Annotated in this window: 14 protein-coding genes; 4 read left to right on the forward strand and 10 right to left on the reverse strand. The window is 46.5% G+C overall.

The annotated features are described in order from the left end of the window. Positions 1-906: 906 nt before the first annotated feature. The 5 genes from RN22_RS00750 to pepN form a co-directional block, all read right to left on the reverse strand. A complete protein-coding gene (locus tag RN22_RS00750) occupies positions 907-1,455 on the reverse strand; it encodes a cell division protein ZapC (protein WP_046302687.1) in 549 nt (182 codons plus the stop codon). Positions 1,456-1,596: 141 nt separating this feature from the next. Then, positions 1,597-2,607 (reverse strand): quinone-dependent dihydroorotate dehydrogenase, encoded by a 1,011-nt coding sequence (pyrD, locus tag RN22_RS00755; protein ID WP_046302688.1) that lies wholly within the window; start codon positions 2,605-2,607, stop codon positions 1,597-1,599. A gap of 58 nt (positions 2,608-2,665) precedes the next feature. Continuing rightward, complete coding sequence (locus tag RN22_RS00760; protein ID WP_046302689.1) at positions 2,666-7,483, reverse strand: NAD-glutamate dehydrogenase; 4,818 nt, start codon at positions 7,481-7,483, stop codon at positions 2,666-2,668. 155 nt (positions 7,484-7,638) lie between these two features. Continuing rightward, the gene (locus RN22_RS00765) at positions 7,639-7,866 is read right to left on the reverse strand and encodes a DUF2835 domain-containing protein (protein ID WP_002537074.1); all 228 of its coding nucleotides are present in this window, start codon (positions 7,864-7,866) and stop codon (positions 7,639-7,641) included. Between the two features lie 67 nt (positions 7,867-7,933). Then, positions 7,934-10,543 carry an aminopeptidase N gene (gene pepN, locus RN22_RS00770; RefSeq protein ID WP_046302690.1) on the reverse strand — a complete coding sequence of 870 codons (2,610 nt, stop codon included), beginning with the start codon at positions 10,541-10,543 and terminating at the stop codon, positions 7,934-7,936. Positions 10,544-10,955: 412 nt separating this feature from the next. On the opposite strand from pepN, the gene pncB reads away from it, so the two are divergent. Then, positions 10,956-12,116, forward strand: a complete 1,161-nt coding sequence (pncB, locus tag RN22_RS00775; RefSeq protein ID WP_046302691.1) for a nicotinate phosphoribosyltransferase — start codon at positions 10,956-10,958, stop codon at positions 12,114-12,116. A 60-nt stretch (positions 12,117-12,176) separates the two neighbouring features. Here pncB and RN22_RS00780 read toward each other — a convergent pair whose 3' ends face one another. The 4 genes from RN22_RS00780 to RN22_RS00795 all read right to left on the reverse strand — a co-directional run bounded on the left by RN22_RS00780 (position 12,177) and on the right by RN22_RS00795 (position 16,344). Beyond that, on the reverse strand, positions 12,177-12,842 hold the full coding sequence (locus RN22_RS00780; RefSeq protein ID WP_046302692.1) for a lipocalin family protein: 666 nt from the start codon (positions 12,840-12,842) through the stop codon (positions 12,177-12,179). A 250-nt stretch (positions 12,843-13,092) separates the two neighbouring features. Beyond that, entirely contained in the window at positions 13,093-15,096 is a 2,004-nt protein-coding gene (prc, locus tag RN22_RS00785) for a carboxy terminal-processing peptidase (protein WP_046302693.1), read from the reverse strand. Positions 15,097-15,113: 17 nt separating this feature from the next. Next, on the reverse strand, positions 15,114-15,770 hold the full coding sequence (gene proQ, locus RN22_RS00790) for an RNA chaperone ProQ (protein ID WP_002539359.1): 657 nt from the start codon (positions 15,768-15,770) through the stop codon (positions 15,114-15,116). A 115-nt stretch (positions 15,771-15,885) separates the two neighbouring features. Next, positions 15,886-16,344 carry a GAF domain-containing protein gene (locus RN22_RS00795; RefSeq protein WP_046302694.1) on the reverse strand — a complete coding sequence of 153 codons (459 nt, stop codon included), beginning with the start codon at positions 16,342-16,344 and terminating at the stop codon, positions 15,886-15,888. 352 nt (positions 16,345-16,696) lie between these two features. Between RN22_RS00795 and RN22_RS00800 the strand changes: the two genes are divergently transcribed. The 3 genes from RN22_RS00800 (at position 16,697) to rsmF (ending at position 22,086) form a co-directional block, all read left to right on the forward strand. Continuing rightward, positions 16,697-17,911 (forward strand): paraquat-inducible protein A, encoded by a 1,215-nt coding sequence (locus RN22_RS00800; protein WP_046302695.1) that lies wholly within the window; start codon positions 16,697-16,699, stop codon positions 17,909-17,911. Then, positions 17,898-20,522: a PqiB family protein gene (locus RN22_RS00805; RefSeq protein ID WP_046302696.1), complete on the forward strand. Its 2,625-nt coding sequence runs from the start codon at positions 17,898-17,900 to the stop codon at positions 20,520-20,522. The genes RN22_RS00800 and RN22_RS00805 overlap by 14 nt, the downstream gene beginning before the upstream one ends. 133 nt (positions 20,523-20,655) lie before the next feature. After that, positions 20,656-22,086, forward strand: a complete 1,431-nt coding sequence (gene rsmF, locus RN22_RS00810) for a 16S rRNA (cytosine(1407)-C(5))-methyltransferase RsmF (protein WP_046302697.1) — start codon at positions 20,656-20,658, stop codon at positions 22,084-22,086. A gap of 229 nt (positions 22,087-22,315) precedes the next feature. Here rsmF and RN22_RS00815 read toward each other — a convergent pair whose 3' ends face one another. After that, positions 22,316-23,152 (reverse strand): S1 RNA-binding domain-containing protein, encoded by an 837-nt coding sequence (locus tag RN22_RS00815; protein WP_046302698.1) that lies wholly within the window; start codon positions 23,150-23,152, stop codon positions 22,316-22,318. Between the last annotated feature and the right edge of the window lie 241 nt (positions 23,153-23,393).

Genomic DNA, 23,393 nt, shown 5'->3' on the forward strand with positions numbered 1-23,393 from the left:
CACTATTTTCCTTGATACACGGATGCTCCTTTTTTGCCGAGACTCTGGGGGCTGTTGGGCAAGACATAGCCATGCCTAATCACATCTCAAAAAAGACGCTTAGCAAAAAGTCGGTTTCTCACAATCCCACGCTCACCTTTCCGTCATCTATCACTTATCCACAGGCGAATTTTCGTTTCCCCTGGGAAACACATCAAACCCACTCATACCATCCTTACCTTTCAACGACAGCCTCGTATTTTAATCATCGATTCTCGACCAATAAGTAAGCACACACTTATCCACAAAGCCAAATATAAACTGAATATAAGATTCTTCTTTTGGTTAGATTGATTCCTAAAAAGAAACATAAAACTAGGGCACAATCTGGTATATACCAGCATGTGTTTTTGAATGTATTCCTTTCCCTAAAGGGGGAAATGACGACATTAACGTTTACCAATTTGAGCTAATTTTGGCTTAAATGGAGAAGAAATAGAGAGCAAAAATACAGCAGATAGTTTCATTTAATGTGACATTAATCACTATTAATATCCGGTGCATCTCCCCGATTATCAGCTGAATCAACGAAATGTCGGACTAAGTCTGTCGGATTATTTACCAGAGAATATTGAGAATGTACCGAAGATTTTTATCACTCAGCGAGTGAAACCTGAGCCTCATTCTTCGGCAAGATTGAAGAAGGATTTCCGTCGCGTAAAATCTTTTTACAGAACATAAAGGCACACGCTATCGAAGCAGCATTGCCCTTTTTCATGCCAAGAGATCGGCTCATTTCACTTTAGGGATACAGAGCGAGTATATGTGTCTGGCAAGGTAGCGCTGAGCGCTCGGTTTTGCATTTGGGAGTAAGAGGATTTTGAGTCAAACAACGGAAAGAAAATGGGGCTGATAGAAGCCGCTCTATCAGCCCACTAACGCATAATGACCACTGCCGTTATCGTATTGCTGTTGGTATGTAGATAACCGGTCATTCATTACTTTTATAGCTTCGCAAAACCGCATATTTTTAGTGTCGTTCAGCATAAGCGGATTCTCACTGGCATGCATGCACAAGGACGCTGAGCCTGCATTTTCAATTACCAGGAATGCTTCGCTGCCGTGATCGGTTTTCAGTTCAATAATGGAACCTAGTTCTGGAGAGAGATCCCCGTCCTGAGCCTGAAAAAACCAGCTTTTAGGTAGAAGCGGTTTATGGAAGCGTTTTGCTGCCACTGCGTTCAAAACGATTTCGGCCTTTCTAGGGCCAGATAAAGGTAAGATGCTTACTGCATCTGAGTAAGCTTGAAAGAGTGATGCGTCATCGACTGAAAATGGGGTATCAACAAACGCATCGGGGATGAGGTGTTTCTTTTCAATAGCAACACGGAAAACCATCTCCTGACCCAAATCCAGCATCAGCGTTTGAGCTTCGGAATCGAAGTACCACTTCCACGCATTATTTGGCTTCAACATCGTTTTCGCTCCTGCGACAACCTGAGAATCGGTCCGTGACCATTGAAATTAAAGGTGCTTTCGGAGAAGTTTAATCGGCAGGAGAGAAAAAAAAAGGGGAAACAAATTCCCCTTCTCGATCTAATTTCTTAATTTTCCGGCTTAAATATTTCGAACTATATCTTTTACCAGACGTGGGCCGTGGTAGATGAAACCAGAGTAAACTTGAACAAGTTCCGCACCTGCCATCATTTTCTCTTTTGCTGCCATCACTGAGTCAATACCACCGACACCGATGATGGGTAGTTTACCATTCAGTTCCTGGTTCAAACGACGAATCACTTCCGTGCTCTTGTTCTGAACAGGACGGCCACTCAAACCACCCGCTTCATGTGCGTGCGGCATACCTTCCACCAACGAACGGTCAAGAGTGGTGTTAGTTGCAATCACACCATCAATACCATGGCGCACTAAAGAGTCAGCCACCTGAACCAATTCGTCTTCGGTCATGTCTGGTGCAATCTTCAATGCGAGAGGTACATACTTGCCCTTCTCTTCTGCCAGTTTGTTCTGACGTTCTTTCAATGAAGAAAGAAGATCGTCCAATGCTTCACCGTATTGCAGTGAACGCAGTCCAGGAGTGTTCGGCGAAGAAATATTAACCGCGATATACCCTGCATGGTCATACACTTTGTCCATACAGATCAGATAATCGTCTTTACCATTTTCCAACGGCGTATCTTTGTTCTTGCCGATGTTAATGCCGATGATTCCTTCGTACTTGGCCTTCTTCACATTCTCCACCAGCGCATCGACACCATGGTTGTTGAAACCCATGCGGTTGATGATACCTTCTGCCGGAAGCACGCGGAACAAACGAGGCTTGTCGTTACCATCTTGAGGACGTGGTGTTACTGTCCCTACTTCTACGAAACCAAAACCCATTGCGCCAAATGCGTCGATGCATTCGCCGTTCTTATCAAGACCAGCCGCAAGGCCAACTGGGTTTTTGAAATGCAGTCCCATGACTTGAACAGGACGAGGAGGAAGATGCTGACGATAAAAGATATCGAGAGGAGTGCCGGTGAAACGCGAAAAATTCTTGATAGCCAGATCATGCGCATGCTCTGGATCCAACTGGAAGATTGCCGATCTGGCGAGGCGGTACATCATGTAACCTCCAAAAAAAAGCCCCGTATAAACGGGGCTGTATTATTAACGCTTTATCGGCTTAATTCAAATTTAAAAGCGTAAGTTCCCGCAATGCAACGGAGAATTTAGCAAATTCGTGGGCGGAACCGACTTTAAACTCGGCAACGATGCTTTCCCAACGACCTAAACTCACGGCATGCTCTACCATCCACGCTTCTAAACCAAGCTCTGCGCTCTCGCCTTTCTTCATTCCTTCCAGAATATGAGCAGTCAACATGCGTTGTTGCCAATCCAGATCTTCGCGGAACGATGCACGAGCCAGTGCCTGCCAGTGGTTTTCCACTGGTTGGTTTGTGATCTGTTTAAGGAACCAGTGCAGCGACAGCGTGTCACCCAGTACAAAGTACAGACGGGCAACCACATCAAACGGTTTCTTCATTTGATCTGAAACCTGCGCCAGATCCAAACCTGCGTAGAGACTGGTCAAACGGGCAACCTTATTCGAGATGTCTTTTGGCACACCCTGAATAATGTACTCTTCCGCTTGTTCTTCATGCTCTTTGATTTCCGCAGGAACCAGATATTTTTCAAGGTTATCCGCCAGGTTCTTAACCGCTGGTTTGTAGAACGCCACTTGTTCTTCCAGACCTTTCCCTTTCATCGGATTACGGAGAATCCAACGTGTGGTGCGGCGCATCATTCGTCTGCAGCGATACATCACTGCATACTGAACCTGTGCGGGTAGCTTGTTATCCAATGCACGAACATCTTCAAACGTCTGACCAAAATCAAACACTTCACGGGCAATCGCGTAAGCCGCCGCAATATCACCGACGCTTGCGCCAGTTTCATCTTGCATACGGGTAACAAAGTTAAAGCCCATGTCATTCGACATTTGGTTTGCGAGGCTGGTTGCGATAATTTCGCCACGTAGAGGGTGCGTTTCCATCGCATCGCGATAGTTACGTTGTAACTCTTGTGGGAAGTATGCCGGCAGTAGCTTACCGAAATGCGGGTCTTGGGTGATTTGCTCAATCACCAACTGCTCTTTCAGCACCATCTTGCCATAAGCCACCAATACCGCGATTTCTGGTCGGGTCAAACCTTGACCACGTAGTTGGCGTTCAGCCAGTGTTTCATCATCTGGCAGATATTCCAGTGCGCGATCCAGTTTTCCGTCTTTTTCGAGGTAATGGATAAAGCGGATTTGCTCTTTCAACAGAGAAGCCTGTTGCTCAGAGGTCACTGAGATTGATTCACTCTGGCAATAAGCGTCATCAAGTACGATGTCGGAGACTTCATCTTCCATCCGCTCGAGCAACTCATTGCGCTGTTTGTATGTCAAATCCCCTGCTGCCACCAGACCATTCAACAAGATCTTGATGTTCACTTCGTTATCTGAACAATCCACACCACCGACGTTATCGATAAAGTCAGTGTTAACACGGCCACCGTTCATTGCGTATTCAACACGGCCGAGTTGCGTCATACCCAAGTTACCGCCTTCGCCGATAATACGTGCACCCATTTCGTTGCCGTTAACACGCACTGCGTCGTTCGCGCGGTCACCTACGTCAGTGTGGGTTTCAGACTCCGATTTCACATAAGTACCGATACCGCCGTTCCAGAACAGATCCACATTGGTTTTCAGGATCTGCTTGATCAACTCATTCGGTGTCATGGTTTGCTTGCGCACACCCAACATCTTCTGGATTTCCGGCGTCAGCTCAATGGATTTCGCTTTACGCGAGAACACACCACCGCCCTTCGAAATCAGCTTAGGATTGTAATCTTCCCAGCTTGAACGTGGCAGTTTGAACAGACGATCACGTTCAACCCAGGACTTCGCTGAATCTGGGTTTGGATCAATGAAGATATGCAGGTGGTTAAATGCGGACAGCAGTCGAATGTGCTTAGACAGCAACATACCGTTACCGAATACATCACCCGCCATGTCACCAACAGCCACACAAGTGAAATCAGTCTCCTGACAATCGATACCGATTTCGCGGAAGTGACGTTTCACCGATTCCCAGCCACCTTTCGCCGTGATACCCATAGCTTTGTGGTCGTAACCGTTTGAACCACCTGATGCGAATGCATCACCCAGCCAGAAGTTGTACTGGTCAGACACAGAGTTCGCGAGATCAGAGAAGGTCGCTGTCCCTTTATCGGCTGCAACAACCAAGTATGGGTCATCTTCGTCATGGCGAACGACGTTAAGTGGTGGCGTCAAATCACCTTCAACAATATTGTCAGTGATATCCAACAAACCTTGGATAAAGATTCGGTAACAACGCTGACCTTCTGCAAAGATCTCGTCACGGCCGCTTAGCGAGTGTTGCTTCTTACAAACGAAGCCACCTTTCGCACCCACAGGCACAATCACGGTATTCTTAACCTGTTGCGCTTTCACCAAGCCCAACACCTCTGTGCGGAAATCTTCCTGACGGTCAGACCAACGCAGACCACCACGGGCAACTTTACCGCCACGAAGGTGAACACCCTCGATATCTGGCGAGTAAACAAAGATTTCAAAGAAAGGTACAGGTTTAGGAATTTCAGGAATATTGCCCGGCTGCAGTTTCAAAGACAGGTAATCTTTGTTTTCGCCAGTTTCCTTATCTTTCTGGTAGAAGTTCGTACGCAGGGTTGCAAGGATCATTTCCATGTAACGTCGGATGATACGATCATCATCCAAGCTCTCTACTTGCCCCAGCTCTTCTTCGATCTTCTGGATGATCAGTTTCTGATCTTTATCGCTGTTCTTCTTCGGATTAAATCGCCTGCTGAAGAGCTGAACCAAAAGCTGCGCGAGATCTGCGTGTGAAGCCAGCGTTTCTTCGATGTATGACTGACTAAATGGGAACGCGACCTGACGCATGTAACGCGCATAAGAACGTAGAATCGTGACTTCGCGACCACTTAAGCCTGCATTAAGAACCAGACGGTTAAAACCATCGTTTTCTAGCTTGCCGTGCCAAATACCTGCGAACGCATCTTGGAAACGCTCGCGCGCGTCAGACAATACAAAGCCATTACTCACGCTGTGCAGCATTGAGAAGTCTAGGATCCAATAAACATCGCCAGACGTCGTCTCTACTTTGTACGGTGCTTCACCAATCACGCGAAGACCAAGATTTTCGAGCATTGGCATTACGTCTGAAAGGTGAATCGCTTCATCTTTCTGGAACAGCTTCAACCTTACTGCACGCGAATCTTTAGGCTCTTCTTGAGGGCGATAGAAAAGCATATCCAGCTTTTTCTCTTCGCTCAGTCCTTCAAGGCGCTCAATATCCGCAACCGCTGAACCCGGCAGCATCGCCTCTTTATAGGAACGAGGGAATGCACCGAGGTAACGTTTGGCAACTGGTGTACCTAGGTTCTCACCAAAGGTCGTGATCACCGCTTCTTGCAGACGATCATCCCAGGTTGATGCTGCTTCAGTCAGGTTCTGTTCCAATTTCTTCACGTCAATGTCAAAGTTGTTGTTATCTACACGGACAATGTAATGGGTTCTCGCCAGCGGACTTTCAGAGAAGAAAGTGTTGAACTCAACGTCCTGATCCGAACCAAAGTAGTTGCCCAGAATGCGTTGGGTTGCGCGGCGGAATTCCGTGTTGTATCGCTCACGCGAAACGTAAACCATGCAGGAGAAGAAACGGCCGAATGGGTCACGGCGCACGAAGATTCTCAGCATGTCACGGTCTTGAACCTGAACAATCCCCATACCAATATCGAGCATCTCTGCTTCACTGGCCTGGAACAGTTCATCACGTGGGAAGTTTTCAATGATATTCGCCAGCGCTTTCCACGAATGCGATCCTTCGTAGTAGCCACTGATCTCGAGGATCCGGCGAACTTTGTTTTTCAACACTGGAATGTTGGTGGTTGACTGGTTGTATGCCGACGATGCATAGAGACCATGGAATCGATGCTCACCGATAACATTGCCCTTCTTGTCGAAGCACTTGATACCAATGTAATCCATGTATGCTGGACGGTGAACGCGCGATTTACTGCTGGCTTTATTAATGACCAACAAGTCTTTGCGAAGTGCAGTCGCACGTGCAGATTCCGGCATTTTAGACAACTTCAGACCAGGACGTTTTGGATCCAGCTTTTTCGCCAGACCTAAACCCTCTAGCGATGAGGCTTTCAGTTCATGGTCACCTTCTATTGCATTCAGTTCGTAGTACTTATATGCCATAAAGGTGAAGTTGTGGGATGCAATCCACTGCAGGAAATCCACCGCTTCTTGTTGGAGGTCTTTGCTGACCGGCGGTTTGTCTTTCTTGAGTGATTCAATCACTGATTTGATCTTGTTTTGCATTGGCTGCCAATCATTAACAATCAATGCAACGTCCGTGAGGGTTTCCGTCAACTCTTCCTCCAGAGCAGACATCTCCTTCTTCGAACTCATTCGGTCAATTTCTAGGTGGAAGACAGTTTGCCTTACCCCTTTGTCGTCTCCGATTGCTTTAACACTACCCTTCGCGTCTTTCTCAACGGACAGCGGCCCGTTCAACATCAGGTGTGATGCAATGTCCAGACGGTTGAGCGCCATACGGACAGAGTCTACGAGAAACGGAGCATCTGGGGTGAGAATTTCGACGATGGTATGGGTGGACTGCCATCCGTCTCCACTCAGTGTAGGGTTAAAGACTTTAACAAAAACTTTGTCTTGTTCGAAAGCGTTCAAATGATGCCACAGGCTGATAACAGCACCGTAGAGGTCGGATTCATTCCTTTCCTGCAAATCATCATCTGAGATGGGACCCAAAATCCTTTTTGCCAAAGTTTCTACAAGCGGTTGCTGTGTCTTGTCCAGTTTTTCAGCAATAAGATGATAAACCTTCTCAAGTAACACCGGCACAATAGGGTCACGCGCGGTCATGGTTTACTCCATATATTTTTTATGTAATCGCTATGAGTATAGAGGTTAATTAGTCTTTGCGACTCATGGAGTAGTTTACGGCGTCATTTATAATTTCGTTACATCATTTTTCGTTAATTAGATTCGAGTTTTTAGTTATGTGATTGCCGTACGGTTTAACCAATTTGTTCAAGAGATTTAAAACGGTTGTTTTCGTCAACTGTTAAGCGAAATCGCCCTTTTACACCCAGTTGACTCAAATATGGACGCAGTCTTGATGCAGGTAGTTGCAGTGTTAAACCATTGTCGGTTCTGACAACTACGGTTGACGCAGCTCCGCTATAATGCTGCTGAAAAATGTGGTAATCGATGTCCACAGAAAATAAATAGACACTTGAGTTCATAAAAAAGCCGTCTCCTTTTAGACGGCTTTTAAATTACCTAATCGATATTAATTAGCAAGCGTACGGTTTAAGCTTCCAGCGCTTTGTTGATTTTCTCGTAAAGATCTTTCGCAAGATTATCCAAAGCAGCCAAACGCTCGAGTTGTGCGCGCATTAAATTCTGGCGTTCTTTATCGAAACGCTTAAATTTAAGCAATGGATCTATTAAACGCGATGCAACTTGTGGGTTCGACTCGTTCAGTTTAAGCAATATTTCCGTTAAAAACGCATAACCCGAACCATCTTTCGCATGGAAATGCACAGGGTTAGCATTGCAGAAAGATCCGACCAGTGATCGCGTACGGTTCGGGTTCTTCAAGCTAAATGCTGGGTGGCTCATTTGCGCCTTGAGATTTTCGAGTGCGCTCGCCGCAGGGTTACAACCTTGCAGTACAAACCACTTGTCCATAACCAAGCCATCATGTTGCCACTTATCACTGAATGACTGCATCAGGGCATCGCGGTTTGACAGTTCAGCATGGTTTGCTGCCGCCAATGCTGCCGCTGTGTCGGTCATGTTATTGGATTCTTCATAGTGCGCCGTCACCAAAGCTTCACCCTGCTCATTAGAAGCGAGATAGCTTAAGCAAACATTACGCAATGAACGCTTTCCGATTGCTGCATGGTCAATGGTGTATTGGTCTTGCTTCAGCGTGTGGTAAATCGCACTGAACTCATCAGCCAGATCTACGGCAAGACGATGCTTGATTTCACCTCGTACTTTATTGATGGCATCAACGTCGACAACATCGAACCAACCGCCAATTTCATTTTCACTCGGCAGCGTGAGTACTTCTGCAATCAACGCCACATCCAAGTCTTTGTTGAGCAGGACACCACGGAATGCATCAACCACTTCGCTCGGCAGTTCCACACCTTCGCCTCGCTGGACTCGTGCAACATTTGCTTTGATATGTTTCGCCAACAACATTTGGCCAGCATCCCAACGCGCAAATTCGTTACGGGCGTGTACCATCAGGAATGCCAGTTCTTCGTCTGAGTAGTTGTAGTTAAGCTTTACTGGTGCGGAGAATTCACGCAGCATTGAAATCACTGGCTTCTCAGTGATGCTATCGAACACAAAGGTTTGTTCTGCGTCAGTGACACTTAGAACATGATGTACTCTTTCACCGTTACGTTGTAACTCAATAACATCACCATTCACATCATACAGCTCAATATCAAATGGGATCAGCAGCGGCTGTTTCTCTTTTTGATCTGTGGTGGCTGGCGTGTGTTGTTTTACGGTGAGCGATAATGTCTGAGTCGCTTCATTGTATTCATCGGTCACATCAAGTGTCGGCGTACCCGATTGGCTGTACCACAAACGGAATTGGCCGAGGTCAACGCCGGAAGCATCTTCCATCGCTTTCACGAAATCTTCGCAAGTTGCTGCTGTTCCGTCATGGAGCTCGAAGTACAGCTTGATGCCCTTTTGGAATTTCGCTTCACCAAGCAATGTATGCATCATACGAATGACTTCGCTTCCCTTTTCGTAAACGGTCAGGGTGTAGAAGTTATTCATTTCGATCACTTTGTCAGGACGGATCGGATGTGCCATTGGGCTGCAGTCTTCAGCAAACTGAGGGCCACGCATCACACGAACATTGCTGATGCGGTTTACCGCTCTAGAACCCAGATCGGAAGAAAATTCCTGGTCACGGAAAACGGTCAGCCCTTCTTTTAAGCTCAACTGGAACCAATCGCGACAGGTTACACGGTTACCCGTCCAGTTGTGGAAATACTCGTGACCGATAACCGCTTCAATGCCGAGGTAGTCTGTGTCCGTTGCCGTATCAGAATTTGCCAGCACGTATTTCGAGTTAAAGACGTTAAGACCTTTGTTCTCCATCGCACCCATATTGAAGAAATCAACAGCGACGATCATGTAGATATCAAGATCGTATTCAAGGTCGAAACGATCTTCATCCCACTTCATGGAGTTTTTCAAAGAGATCATCGCGTGGGTAGCGCGGTCTAAGTTGCCTTTGTCGACAAAAATTTCAAGCGCCACATTACGACCGCTACGAGTCGTAAAGGTATCTTCCAGCAAATCGAAATCACCGCCGACCAAAGCAAACAGGTAGCTTGGTTTTGCATAAGGGTCTTCCCATTGCACCCAGTGGCGACCACCTTCTGCTTCGCCTGAGCCAACTTTGTTACCGTTGCTCAATAGGAATGGGAATGCTGATTTATCCGCAGTGATTTTAGTGGTGAACTTCGCCAGAACATCGGGACGATCCAGATAGTAAGTAATACGGCGGAAACCTTCTGCTTCACACTGTGTGCAATATGCACCATCAGAAAGGTAAAGTCCTTCCAGTGATGTGTTTGCGGCAGGATCAATTTCTGTTTCTATCAGCAAATCAAATTCTGCTGGCAGATTGGAAAGCAATAATCCTTCTTTGCTTTCCTGATATTGGTTCCAAGCTTCCCCGTTCACTTCAACACGCTTCAGCGACAGTCCTTCACCATCCAACATCATAGAATCTGAGCCAGCCACCTGCTGCACCACTTTGCTCTTCGCAATCACACGTGTAGAAGATTCGTGCAAGTCAAAATCCAGGTCGATATGGGTGATCGTATATTCAGGAGCTTTATAGTCCTTGCGATATTTGGCCTGAGGTTGTTGCGTCATGTCAGATTCCTTTTATTGCATAACGTAGACAGACGAGCCGTGTCGCCTGTTATAGAAATGGGACAATCGTCTAAGATACTCGCTTCATAACCGCATTACCACACACTGACCGGTTAAAAACGAATCAAACTCGCTCTCATTTACTCAATTTATAGAAGGAGATCCTACTCTAAACATTAAAAAGATTGATGGCGTTCGCTGTTAGCCCGGAAACGCCTTAATCACAGTAAGGGTTTCCCATTTGAATATATCCATACCCAAACCGACGATTTCATGCACAATAACGGTCCAAATCCCCTATTCAGGTTGACTAAATAGCTACATTTGGCGTTAAATTTCTCCCTTTGGACTCGATTTGCAGCGACGTAGATCTTGAGGTCGGTAAACGTTCATTAGAGGTTATTTATCAGGCATGCTAAAGCCAATCATTTCGTCATTACTAGACACGGATGCCTACAAACTGAATATGCAGCAAGCGATTTTCCACCACTATCCAAATGTGGCGGTATCTGCTGAATTCCATTGCCGAAGCAATGAAAGCCTTGCTGCGCTTAAAGAACGTTTAGAGTTTGAAATTCACGCTCTTGCTGAATTGAAATTTACCGCAGAAGAAATCGCCTACCTCTCTAGTCTTGGGCATTATCAAGGTGACTACCTCGATTTTCTCGGCACATTCTCTTTAAAAGCAGACCAGGTTACCGTTACTATTTTAGACGACCAACTGGCCATTCGTATTGATGGTTTCTGGCTCGATGTCATCCTATGGGAAGTGCCTTTACTTGCTGTTATTTGCGAGTTACGCTGTCACGCAAACTATCCTCATTCAACCTCCGAACAAGCCGTCGAATTACTAAAAACCAAATTGGGCGCGCTTGAGAATGTGAGCGAAGATTTTCACTTTGTCGATTTCGGTACCCGTCGCCGCTTTTCTAAAGCCGTACATCATGCCATCGTTGAGCATCTAACTCTGAATTGTTCTCATTTTTCAGGAACGTCAAACCTGTTTCTTGCGAAAAAGCATGACATCCCAGCCGTTGGTACTCAGGCACATGAGTGGTTCCAGGCACATCAGCAGTTGACCGGTGATTTGGCTGATTCACAACAACTGGCGTTGCACCGCTGGTTACAGGAATATCCCGATCGTTTAGGCATTGCCCTCACCGATTGCATTAACATGGATGCTTTTTTGAATGACTTTAACCTACACCTCAGCCAGAAGTTTGCGGGTTTGCGACATGATAGCGGCGATCCTATTGAGTGGGGCGAAAAAGCCATTCATCACTATGAAAGTCTTGGTATCAATCCTTTAGAAAAAACACTGATTTTCTCTGATGGACTGACACTGGAAAAAGCCTTGGCTATTCACGCTCACTTTACTGGACGCATCAACACCTCTTTCGGTATTGGCACTCAACTAACCTGCCATTTACCAAATGTTGAAACGCTCAACATCGTGATAAAACTCGTGACTTGTAATGGTAAGCCAGTGGCGAAGATTTCTGATGAGCCCGGAAAATCTATCTGCAGGGACGACTCATATTTGGATGCACTAAGAAAAGCGTTCAATATCTAAACAGAACAAATAACAAAGGGCGCATCAGCGCCCTTTGTTATTTTTGTAAGCATTGTTCAATTAAGGTGTTTGTTGCCGTTTCAACACTGCTTCCATACCAAATTGATTATTGGTTAGCGTGAGCGTGTCTGCATCCAGTTCAAACTGTGAGTCTTGTTGACCGCCGCGATAAATCAGTACTAGACGATCATCTTCCAAAATATACACACCGCGATGTGTAATAGACTGCCCTTCAGTACCAGAGACTCTGACAGAGAAAAGAAAATCAGGACGAAGCATTAGTGCCAGCTCCGACACACCCTCATCAACATCATGCCCTTGGATGACGTCGCTATACCAGGCACCAGAAAGGTTGTTTGGCAAAATTTTGGTAAATCTCGCACCACGCAACATTAACTGGTTATGGTTAAGTTTGTATTCATGATGTTGGGCTTCACCCTGATCGTCATTCAAAACCAGTGTTGATTCATCCAAATCGTAGTAGCCGTTGGCTTCTTCGACTGTACCATCACGTTTTAATAGTTTTACGTTGAACCGATAGTCAGAGTTAAAGGAGATGTTGATGGCTTTGTATTGATTGTCTTCGCCTTCTGCTTCTTGCTGATCAGGGCTAAACCAATACCAATCACCGAGGAGCAATGGGAAATCGAATTGGGTCAAATCTGATGCCTTTGCAGGCATAGACAAGCAGAAGAACACGCTAAACAGGCATAACCACTTCTTCATATGATTCCCCTTATCAGGATGGCTGTCTTAATAACTTTAGACGCATATCACTTTTTGAGTGGGGAAAATTAACGCAATACAGAACATAACTTATTGATATTTTCCGTATATACCTAGGCCTGTTGGTCTACATAGTCACCGCTATAGCCTTTTCCTCTGCCTTTAACGCATTCATATGAAATGAAATCCAGAGGAAAAAAAAGCGGGCATTAAATGCCCGCTTTCGTTTTTGCTTTTTGATTTTTCTCGGTTAGCTATTCAGCTTCTTCGCGAGATCGACCGTGATAGCGGCTGCCTCGTCGAGGTAGGCATCAGGTTCTTCATAATCGTTTGGCACATCATCCAGTGTCTTGAACGGTTTCTCACCAAGCATCTTTTGGCGATCGTTCAATCGAACAAGGCGTTTCTTATCAGCTTCTTCCTGCTCGGCGATACGCGCCTTTTCATTCAGAGAGATAACGTTATTGTCTTTGTCTGCCTTGTACTCAGCAATATCACTTAAGATAAAGCCAAACTCGGCATCTTGCTTGATACGCTGTTGATGCGCGTTATCCAAGGCACCAACCATTCGACTGATGGTGTCAGTTGATTGGTATGCCGCTGGGTTAATGCTATCCCAAGGCAAAGCATTATCTTCCACACTCTCACCAGTTTCTGACGGATCAACGGCTGTTGGGAATGGAATATCAGGTACAACGCCTAAGTGTTGAGTGCTTCCACCATCAATTCGGTAGAACTTTTGGATCGTGTATTGAACATGACCTAACGGTTTATCGAACAAATCGTAGATGTGGTTAAGTGAACGGTGTTGTTGAACTGTTCCCTTACCAAAAGATTGCTCGCCGAGAATCACCGCACGTCCGTAGTCTTGAAGCGCAGCCGCGAAAATTTCAGACGCTGATGCTGAGTAACGGTTGATAAGCACAGTGAGCGGACCATCGTAATAAATGGTGTTATCGCTATCGCTGTTCACTTTCACTCGGCCGTAGCTATCACGCACCTGCACAACCGGACCGTTTTCAATGAACAACCCCGTCAAAGCAGAAGCTTCGCTCAACGCACCACCACCGTTGTTTCGGAGGTCGATAACAAGACCGGTAACTTTGTCTGCTTTCAGTTTGGCGATTTCTTTCTTGGTGTCTTCCGCCAGTCCAACGTAGAAGCTAGGTACAGAAATCACACCCACTTTCTTGTTGTTCTGTTCGATCACTTCTGATTTCACCGCTCGGTCTTCAAGACGGATTTTGTCGCGCACCAAAGTGACAGTGTAACTCTTTGCGTTCGCACCATCAGGCAAGATTTGTAGCAACACTTTACTGCCCTTTGGACCCTTGATGAGTTGAACAACATCATCCAAGCGCCAGCCAATCACGTCGATAACTTTCTCTTTATCCTGACCAACACCGATGATGCGATCGCCTGGAGAAAGCTTTTTCGATTTAGATGCCGGGCCGCCCGCCACTAAGGAGCGAATCACCGTGAAGTCATCTTCTACCTGCAGCACAGCGCCAATCCCTTCAAGAGACAGGTTCATCTCTGACTGGAATTGTTCTGCGTTTCGCGGAGAAAGATAGCTGGTATGAGGATCCACTTCTCGGGCAAAGGCATTCAGATAGATCTGGAATACATCTTCACTTTTGGTTTGCGTCAATCGCTTAAGTGCGTTGTTGTAGCGTTTAGATAACGTTTCCTGAATTTCTGGCCAAGTTTTACCCGCCAGTTTCAAGTTAAGCGCATCGTTTTTTACACGCTGACGCCAAAGCTCGTTGAGCTCGGCTTCATTCTTTGCCCAAGGCTCTTCGCTGCGATCAATGACCATCTCTTCATCTGCATCAAAGGTAATTTCCTCATCAAGCAGAGCAAGTGCGTATTGATAGCGTTGAAAGCGGCTACGTAGGGAAGCATTAAAAATATCGTAGGCTGCTGATGTGTCGCCTGAACGGAGTTGTTCATCCAGAGTCAGTCGCCATTTTGACAGCGCATCGACTTCTTCCTGAGTAAGGAATAGGCGATTGAAATCAAGGGTTTCGAGATAGCGGTCAAAGACGTTGGCAGAGAATTCGTCATCAAGCTGGAATTGCTTGTAGTGCGACTTTTCAAAGCGGCGAGTGATGCGTTTGCTTGCAGTTTCATGCTGAGGCTCAGATACCAAAGTAGGAAGGTCAGCAGCATCGTAATTAGCCTCTAGGGCTTGGGCGGATGCCGCCAGCAGTACGCTGGCAGCAATCGCGGAAAAGCGGATTCGACAGATCATGCGTCGAGGGATCTCCTTTACGAACTGAGGTGCTCCGCTTTTACTAGCATGGTCAGGCCATTACTTAAACGAACGCGAACCTCGTCCTTGTTGAGTTCTACGATGGTGGCAGGCATGTTGCCGTTGCCCATATTAACGTTGACGTCTTTACCTACGACAATGTCTTCAGCCTTGAGTTCGCGACGCGGTTCTACAGGCTTCTTATCTAGCTTAGTATTTTTTGACTTAGCTGGTCGAGGTTTTGATGGGTTAGCTGTTGATTTATTTGATTTTGGCGCTCTTTTCGCTTTAGCGTCAGATTTTTTGTCGCCATTTTTCGCAGCTTGCTCTTTACGACGCTCAGCAGCACGCGCTTTGCTTTCTGCCAGTGCGGTCTGTGCGTGGTCGATATGCTCTTGCTCAAGCTCGCCACAGTCGTTACCGTCCAAATCAACGCGAATCGCACCCGCCTTCACGCCGTATAGGTAACGCCAGGAAGAGGTATATTGGCGCAGTGCAGCGCGGAGCTGAGTTTTACTTACTTTCGGGTCATCAGCAAGACGCTCTGCCAAGTCTTGGAAAATGCCGATTTTCAGAGGACGAGCTTCACCTTCAAGAGTAAAGCATTGCGGGAAACGTTCAGCGATATAGGCAATGACTTGTTTGCTGTTGGCCAGTTTTTCAGTGTTTTCCATTTTTCTTCCTGTCTCTTTGCTCAAGCAAGGGCAATAGAGAGTGTGTACGAGTTAACAAATTAAGTGCTGCGTATTATAGAGACCTGTGATTGAAAAACCACAGAGAAGCTTAAATTTAGAGGTGTTTTTGCAATTCATTGACCAATAAAGTGAGTCCGGTTTCATCCTCTTGATCAAATCTTGCTTTTTTTGGCGAATCTATGTCCAACACGCCAATCAATTTGTTGCCTTGATACAGAGGCAATACGATCTCAGAATTGCTGGCTGCATCACAAGCTATGTGACCTTCGAATTGGTGGACATCTTCTACCCGTTCAACTCCATCGTTTGCATAAGCTGTCCCACAAACACCACGACCGTAGGGAATTCTCACACAAGCAGGTTTGCCCTGAAACGGTCCTAGCACCAGCTCTTTACCATCATCAAGATAGAAGCCCGCCCAATTAATGTCGTCTAATTCCTGAAACAAGAGCGCGCTGATGTTTGACAAATTAGCGATCAGATTCGGCTCGTCTTCTATTAGAGCGACAGCCTGGGGAGTGAGAAGCGAGTAAAAATCCGCTTTGTTTTCCATATGTAGACTACTTCCTTAACGTGCGATGGCCTACGATATGTTGAATCTGCTGGGGATTCAATCGTCGCATTAACGTATGACAGTTTTATCATCTATTACTGTCACTAATAATCCAGCTTAGAAACCACTTTGAAGCTTTGACGCCTGATTAATTCAGGTTGTTTGGGCATAACAGTTTGATTAAGATGCACATTGTATTGAGTATCAGGCACGCGTGAAAATGTGTTGTTTTGGTACCAATAGTGACGCTTGCCTGCCAGGAATGGTCATCTCTGCACGAGTGGTAATACAGGTAGCTCCCAAGGATTGGGTATATTTACACCAGTGACTCTATTTAAGGGGAAGATACGCTATGCATGTGCTGAGATGTGCGTCATGCGATCTGCTACTGCATGAAGTGCCTGTGGCAAGAGGCTTCAGCGCTCGCTGTCCACACTGCGATAGCCGGGTGATTAAAAACTCGTCCATCAGTTTATCCGGTGAGCTTGCAATTGCCATCGCAGCACTAGTGTTGTTCATCCCTGCCCAGCTCTATCCTTTGGTCACCATTAACCTCTTCGGTGTGCCATTCTCAACCACAGTAACCAGCGGCAGTGTCGTTCTCCTGGATACATTTCCTTTTGTTGGCACTTTAGTCATCTTCTGCGTAGCGATTGCCCCGCTTTTATATTTGTTGACCATATTGGCATCGCACTTTTCTCTCTTCATTCGAAATGCCACTGCGCTGAGATACAGCACAAAAATACTGAAATACATCCGCCACTGGGTAATGGTTGATGTGTTCCTGGTTAGCTTGGCGGTGGGTTGCTTTAAAGTGCGGGATTTTGCAGAAGTGAGCCCGGATGCTGGATTATTAAGTTTCGTCCTGCTCCAAATCCTCACGGCAGTTCTTCTCTCTCGGGTATCCCCAAAACGCTATTGGGATGCTTTTGGCCAATCAAATGAAGCGTGCAAAGAATCTAATGAGGTTAAAGGTGAAGAAGAGACCCTGACCGCTTGCAAACTCTGTGGATTGACACAACATTCCGATCATGAGCACTGCATCCGTTGTGGCACCAAGACTGAACACCGGGTATTCCAAAGCATGCAGAAAACCTGGGCTTCTCTACTTGCCGCTGTTGTCTTTATCTTCCCAGCCAACTTTTACCCCATTTCTATTTTGCTGACCAACGGCAAAAGACTTGAAGACACAATATTCTCGGGTGTCGCCTCCCTCATTAAACAAGGGATGTATGGCATTGCCATTATTATCTTCACTGCCAGTATTATTGTCCCCGTGGCAAAAATTATTTGTCTGGCGTACATCCTGCTTTGTATTCACTTCAAAGTGGAATCAGGCAGGAAGCTTCGAATGAAGCTGTATCGGTTTGTTAAATGGATAGGTAAATGGTCAATGATGGATCTTTGTGTCATTGCCATCATGGTTTCCCTGATTGACCGCGGAAACCTTCTCGATTTCACACCAGGACCTGGTGCTATAGCCTTTGGGCTCGTTGTGGTACTCACTATGATTGCCGCAGAAAGTCTGGATTCTCGACTTATTTGGGACAAGTATGAGCAACGTTGAAGACTCGCAAGTCAAAGACCCTGTGATAAAGAAAGACAAAAGTATCTCGCCACTGTGGATTTTCACCCTCTTAGCTTTTGTTCTCGCTGGCTGGCTGCTTTATAAATCAGTCAATGAAGCCGGTGAACGGATTGAAATCTTCTTTACCGATGCGCAAGGTATCGAGGCAGGAAGAACCACCATTCGCTATCAAGGGCTTGAGGTTGGCATTATCCGGAAAGTCACCCTTTCTGATGATCTAAAAAGCATCTCCGCGCAGGCTGAAATTTACCCAGAGGCCAAAAAGATTCTTCGCCAGAATACCGTATTCTGGGTGGTACGCCCCCGTGCATCAATCACTGGCATCAGTGGTTTAGATGCTCTGGTTACGGGTAACTACATCGCGGTTCAGCCAGGCACAGGTGACGAACGGAATACCTTCGTTGCCGCCGATGAACCACCGGTCAATGCATTTGGCGATGATGGACTGCTGATTCAACTACAAGCACCAGACCTTGGCTCTATCAGCGTAGGTTCCGGCGTTTACTACAAAAAAATCCGTGTGGGCGAAGTCATTGATTACCGTCTAACTTCCGACAAGCAAGGTGTGACACTGTCACTCAACATCAAGAATGAATATGCCAAATTGGTAACAAAGGCATCAAAATTCTGGAATGTCAGCGGTGTTGAAGCCGATATTGGTATTGGCGGTGTTGAAGTCAGCATTGAAAACCTTGCTTCGGTGATCGCCGGAGGCATTGCTTTTGATTCGCCGCCAGAAAGCAAACCAGCAGAACCTTTGGCCATGTATTCGTTGTATCGCTCTATCAACGATACTGACCGCGGTATCATGATTACGATTAATCTTCCTGAAAACCACGGCATTACCAATCCTGAAGCCCCTATCCTTTTTCAGGGGCTGGAAGTTGGTCGCTTGAGCGGCATTCACTTCAACGAAGATTTTAGTGGTACCGAGGCCACTGCCAACATCAACCCATCCATGGCTTGGCTGCTGAAAACAGGAAGCGAATTTCTCATTGAGAAACCGGAAATCAGTCTCGCGGGCGTTAAGCGCTTATCGAATCTCATCACTGGAAACACACTGTCTATCAAGCCCGGACAAGGTGATGACGCCAAAGTGTTCGCTGCCAAAACACAATCCGACTTAATCGAAGCAGATCCCCGCTCTCTACTTGTCACTGTCACAGCGGAGACCAGTTGGGGGTTAAAAGCGGGTACTAAGGTGCTATATCGTGGTGTTCAGGTAGGCTTTGTAAAAGGAACAAAACTCAGCGATCAAGAAGTTAAACTGGAACTGGTCGTATATCCCGACTACAAACATCTGGTAAAAAGCGGCTCCAAATTCTTTATTCTTGGCGGTGCCACCGGGCAAATTAACGCTGAAGGCATTGAGTTTAGCGTTCCGACTGTCGCTCAAATGGTGGAACCGGCGATCAGCTTTACCAGCGCTGGTGAAAATATCCCTCTTGCCGAATACCCACTGTTTAAATCAGACATTCAGGCTCGTAACGCTCAGAAAGCAACCAAAGGCTTTCAGCGTTTCACTCTGATTGCAGACAAACTCCCTTCAGTGTCTGAAGGCAGTCCTGTCATGTATAAGAACTTCACTGTCGGTAAAATTGAGCGGTTTGAGCTCACTCAATCTCGAGTGGAAGTGACGATTCAGATTGAAAACCGTTATCGCCATTTGGTCACCAGCAATACCGTTTTCTGGAATCATTCCGGCGTCGACATCGAAGCAGGTTTAAGTGGCGTGAAGATCGACACTGGTTCATTGAAGTCTATTGTCTCCGGCGGTATTTCTTTTGGAGATATCAATGGCATCGAAAACCGTAACGGGAAAGACTGGAAGCTCTATGATAGCCTGACGGATGCACAAAACCACGGCCTCAAATTGACCTTCTCTGCGGATGATGCAAGTGGTCTTGCGAAAGGCAGCAAAATCAAGTTCCAGGGCGTTGACGTGGGTGAAGTCACCTCTTTAGCGCCGGCATTCCAAACGGAAGGTGTCACCATCAAAGCGATGATTTATCCTGAGTTTTCCGGAAAACTGGCGCGAGCCACCAGCTATTTCTGGGTGGCACAGCCTTCACTGAGTTTGACCAAAACAGAAAATCTGGACTCTTTGTTCGGCTCATACATCTCTGTGGTACCGGGCAAAGGCGACAGACGCGACAACTTCCAGCTTCATAAATCGGCGGAATATTCCGGTGGCCTGTCGCTGGTGCTGGAAAGCGAAAACCGCGGTTCAGTGAGTGTCGGCACCCCTATCCTGTTCCGAGACTTTGAAGTTGGCGCGGTTACGGCAGTCCGATTGGGCCGCTTTGCTGACCGCGTCTTAATGGAAGTGAAAATCAGTGATGATTACAAACACCTGGTGCGCAACAACACCGTGTTCTGGAATCAGTCCGGTGTCGATGTTTCTATCGGTATCACAGGCGCAAATATTCGAAGCGGAACGTTGGAAAGCATCCTCAAAGGTGGCATTGCGTTCGCTACACCGCCGGGAGATAAACTGGCGAAGCCTGCCCGTTCTGACCAGCACTTTCTTCTTCATAAAGCACCAGAGGACGAATGGACTTCCTGGCGAACTGCCATTCCCTACTTCTAAGTCAGTTATCCTTGATACAGCGCGGGCTTTGTCCCGCGCTTTTTTATGCAGCAAGCCGAGGTTCTTACTGGTTTCTCGGCGCTAATCCTTTTACACTTCGCAGTTCAGTAAATGCCAGCAAGAGACCTTTCAGGTGCATCCAAATATCAAGATCCCAGAGTCGTTCCTAAATCAAATCGAACAGATTCTGCCTTCTCACCTTTCTATGACTGATTTCATCGAGTCGTGTAAACGCCCTCTTCGAAGAAGCCTTCGCGTAAATACGCTGAAAATCTCGGTGGAAGATTTTCTTGAACGTGCCAATGAAAAAGGCTGGAATCTTTCGCCTGTGCCATGGTGTGACACAGGGTTTTGGCTGGATGACTACGACGAAGACAATGTACCTCTGGGAAACACCGCAGAGCACATGGCTGGCCTGTTCTACATTCAGGAAGCCAGTTCAATGCTGCCTGTCACTGCATTGCTGGAAAATGACATCACATTGAACCGTGTTCTGGATATGGCAGCCGCACCAGGCTCCAAGACCACGCAAATCGCAGCAGCTTTGAGCAATGAAGGTCTGCTGGTTGCTAATGAATACTCGGCGAGCCGAGTCAAAGTACTTCATGCCAACCTGCTTCGCTGTGGTGTGGTGAATTCAGCGCTGACTAACTATGATGGCCGTGTGTTTGGTGACTGGTTGCCAGAAACTTTTGACGCGATCTTGCTCGATGCACCGTGTTCCGGAGAAGGGACGATAAGGAAAGATGCTGACGCATTCAGCAACTGGAGTCTGGAATCCGTGCAAGACATCGCGAATACCCAGCGTGATCTGATTGTGAGTGCCTTCCACGCTCTGAAACCGGGCGGCACCATGGTGTACTCGACATGTACGCTTAATCACGATGAAAACCAGCATATCTGCCATTTCATCAAAGACACTTTTGATGATGCTGTCGAATTTGAACCACTGAATGACCTTTTTGACGGTGCAGCCGCTGCCTGCACAGAAGAAGGCTTCCTGCATGTGTTCCCGCAGATTTTCGATAGCGAGGGTTTTTTCGTTGCTCGCCTGAAAAAAACGGAAAGCGTCGGTTCTGAGATGGTCAAAAAGCGTCCACGTAAATTTCCATTCCAAAGGGCCAAACCAAAAGAGGCTGATGCAGTAGTTAAAGCACTGGATGACACGCTGGGACTTTCCGTTCCTCAATCATCGAACGTGTGGCTGCGTGATAAAGAAGTGTGGATTTTCCCAGAACAGGTTGAAGATATTCTTCCTGAAATCAAATTTGATCGCATTGGATTAAAGCTCGCAGAAGCCCATAAGAAAGGATACCGCTGGCAGCATGAGACCATCATGGCTTTAGCGAAAGGAAACGAGCCAAAGTGTGTTGAGCTGTCTGTGGCTGACGCTAAAGAATGGTATATGGGCAGGGATATTAGACCAGAAGGCCTGACAGGTTCTGGTGAAGTCATCGTTTGTTACCGTCGTCAACCGATTGGTATCGGTAAATGGGTAGGCAACCGAATCAAAAATGGCCTTCCAAGAGAGTTAGTTAGAGACGTCAATTTATTTATTGAATAGACGATCCCTAAATTCTCATTCATGACACGCCGCGAGAGCCTTGCGCCAGCTAAATTTTGAAGTGTTACAAATCTCCATTTAAACCAGTTAGCGCAAGGCTCTTACGAGCCATTCCCCTAAGCCCGGAACAGGAATCGTTCCGGGCTCTTTTTATCTGACGTTCTTCAACGGAAATCAGTCACAAAAAAGGCCGCTTTCGCGACCTTTCTTTACTCCCTTTCTACCTGCATTACTTAATCAGGTAGATGCCATCTTTCTCGATGCGGATTCTGCGCTCTTTGTACAATCCACCGATGGTTTTCTTGAACGTCGCCTTACTGGTGCGGAACAATTCAAAAATCTGGTCTGGGCTGCTCTTGTCAGTCACCGGCAGGAAGCCACCTTTACGCTCTAGAGTGCGAACAATTTTGTCAGAAAGGTCGTCGACTTTACCTTTACCCAGTTTCTGCAATGACAGGTCAATTTTGCCGTCTTCACGAATCTGCTTGATGTACGCCTTCAGGCTCTTACCTATAAACAGCTTTCCAAAGACTTCTGATTTGAACAGCAGGCCCCAATGGGCGTCATTCACCGCACATTTGTAACCAAGCTCGGTTTCTTCCGCCACGGTCACATGTACCTGATCGCCTTTCTTATAGCGCGCAGGGGTTTTGTCGAGGAACTTATTAAACTTGGTGGAGCCTACGATACGCCCTGACGCATTATCAACGTAAAGGAAAACCAGATAGTCTCTTCCTTCCTGCATTTTAATGCGCTGTTCGCTGAACGGAACCAACAGATCTTTTGGCAAACCCCAGTTCAGAAACGCCCCAACACTCGTCGTATGAACACATTTCAGCTTCGCGAATTGTCCGACCTGCGCCAATGGCTTTTCGGTGGTTGCAATCACATCGTCTTCAGAGTCAAAGTAGATGAACACCTCAATCTCATCGCCAATGTGTGTCCCTTTTGGCACATAGCGTTTTGGCAGCAGAATATTGCCGTATTCCTGTCCGCCGTCTACGAATACGCCAAACTCGACTTCTTTCACCACGGTAAGGTGATTCATCTGACCGATTTTAATCATGGATGTATTGCTCGTTGGTTTCTTAGGGTCTGTTGGCCGCAGTATACGAGATTTACTGACTCATAGTTGCAGTAATTTGATGACAAAAGCTTGATTGGTTCTTTATTGGGCGGGAATGATTGCCAAGCTTGTAGCGAAAAAACGCCACGACAATGCGTGGCGCTCAAAATACTTGATATTCAGAAAGACAATCTACTGATATACCCAAACAGCCTGAAGATGCTCGCATTCAGAGGTCATC

The sequence above is a fragment of the Grimontia sp. AD028 genome (assembly GCF_000973155.1).
Lineage (GTDB): Bacteria > Pseudomonadota > Gammaproteobacteria > Enterobacterales > Vibrionaceae > Enterovibrio > Enterovibrio indicus.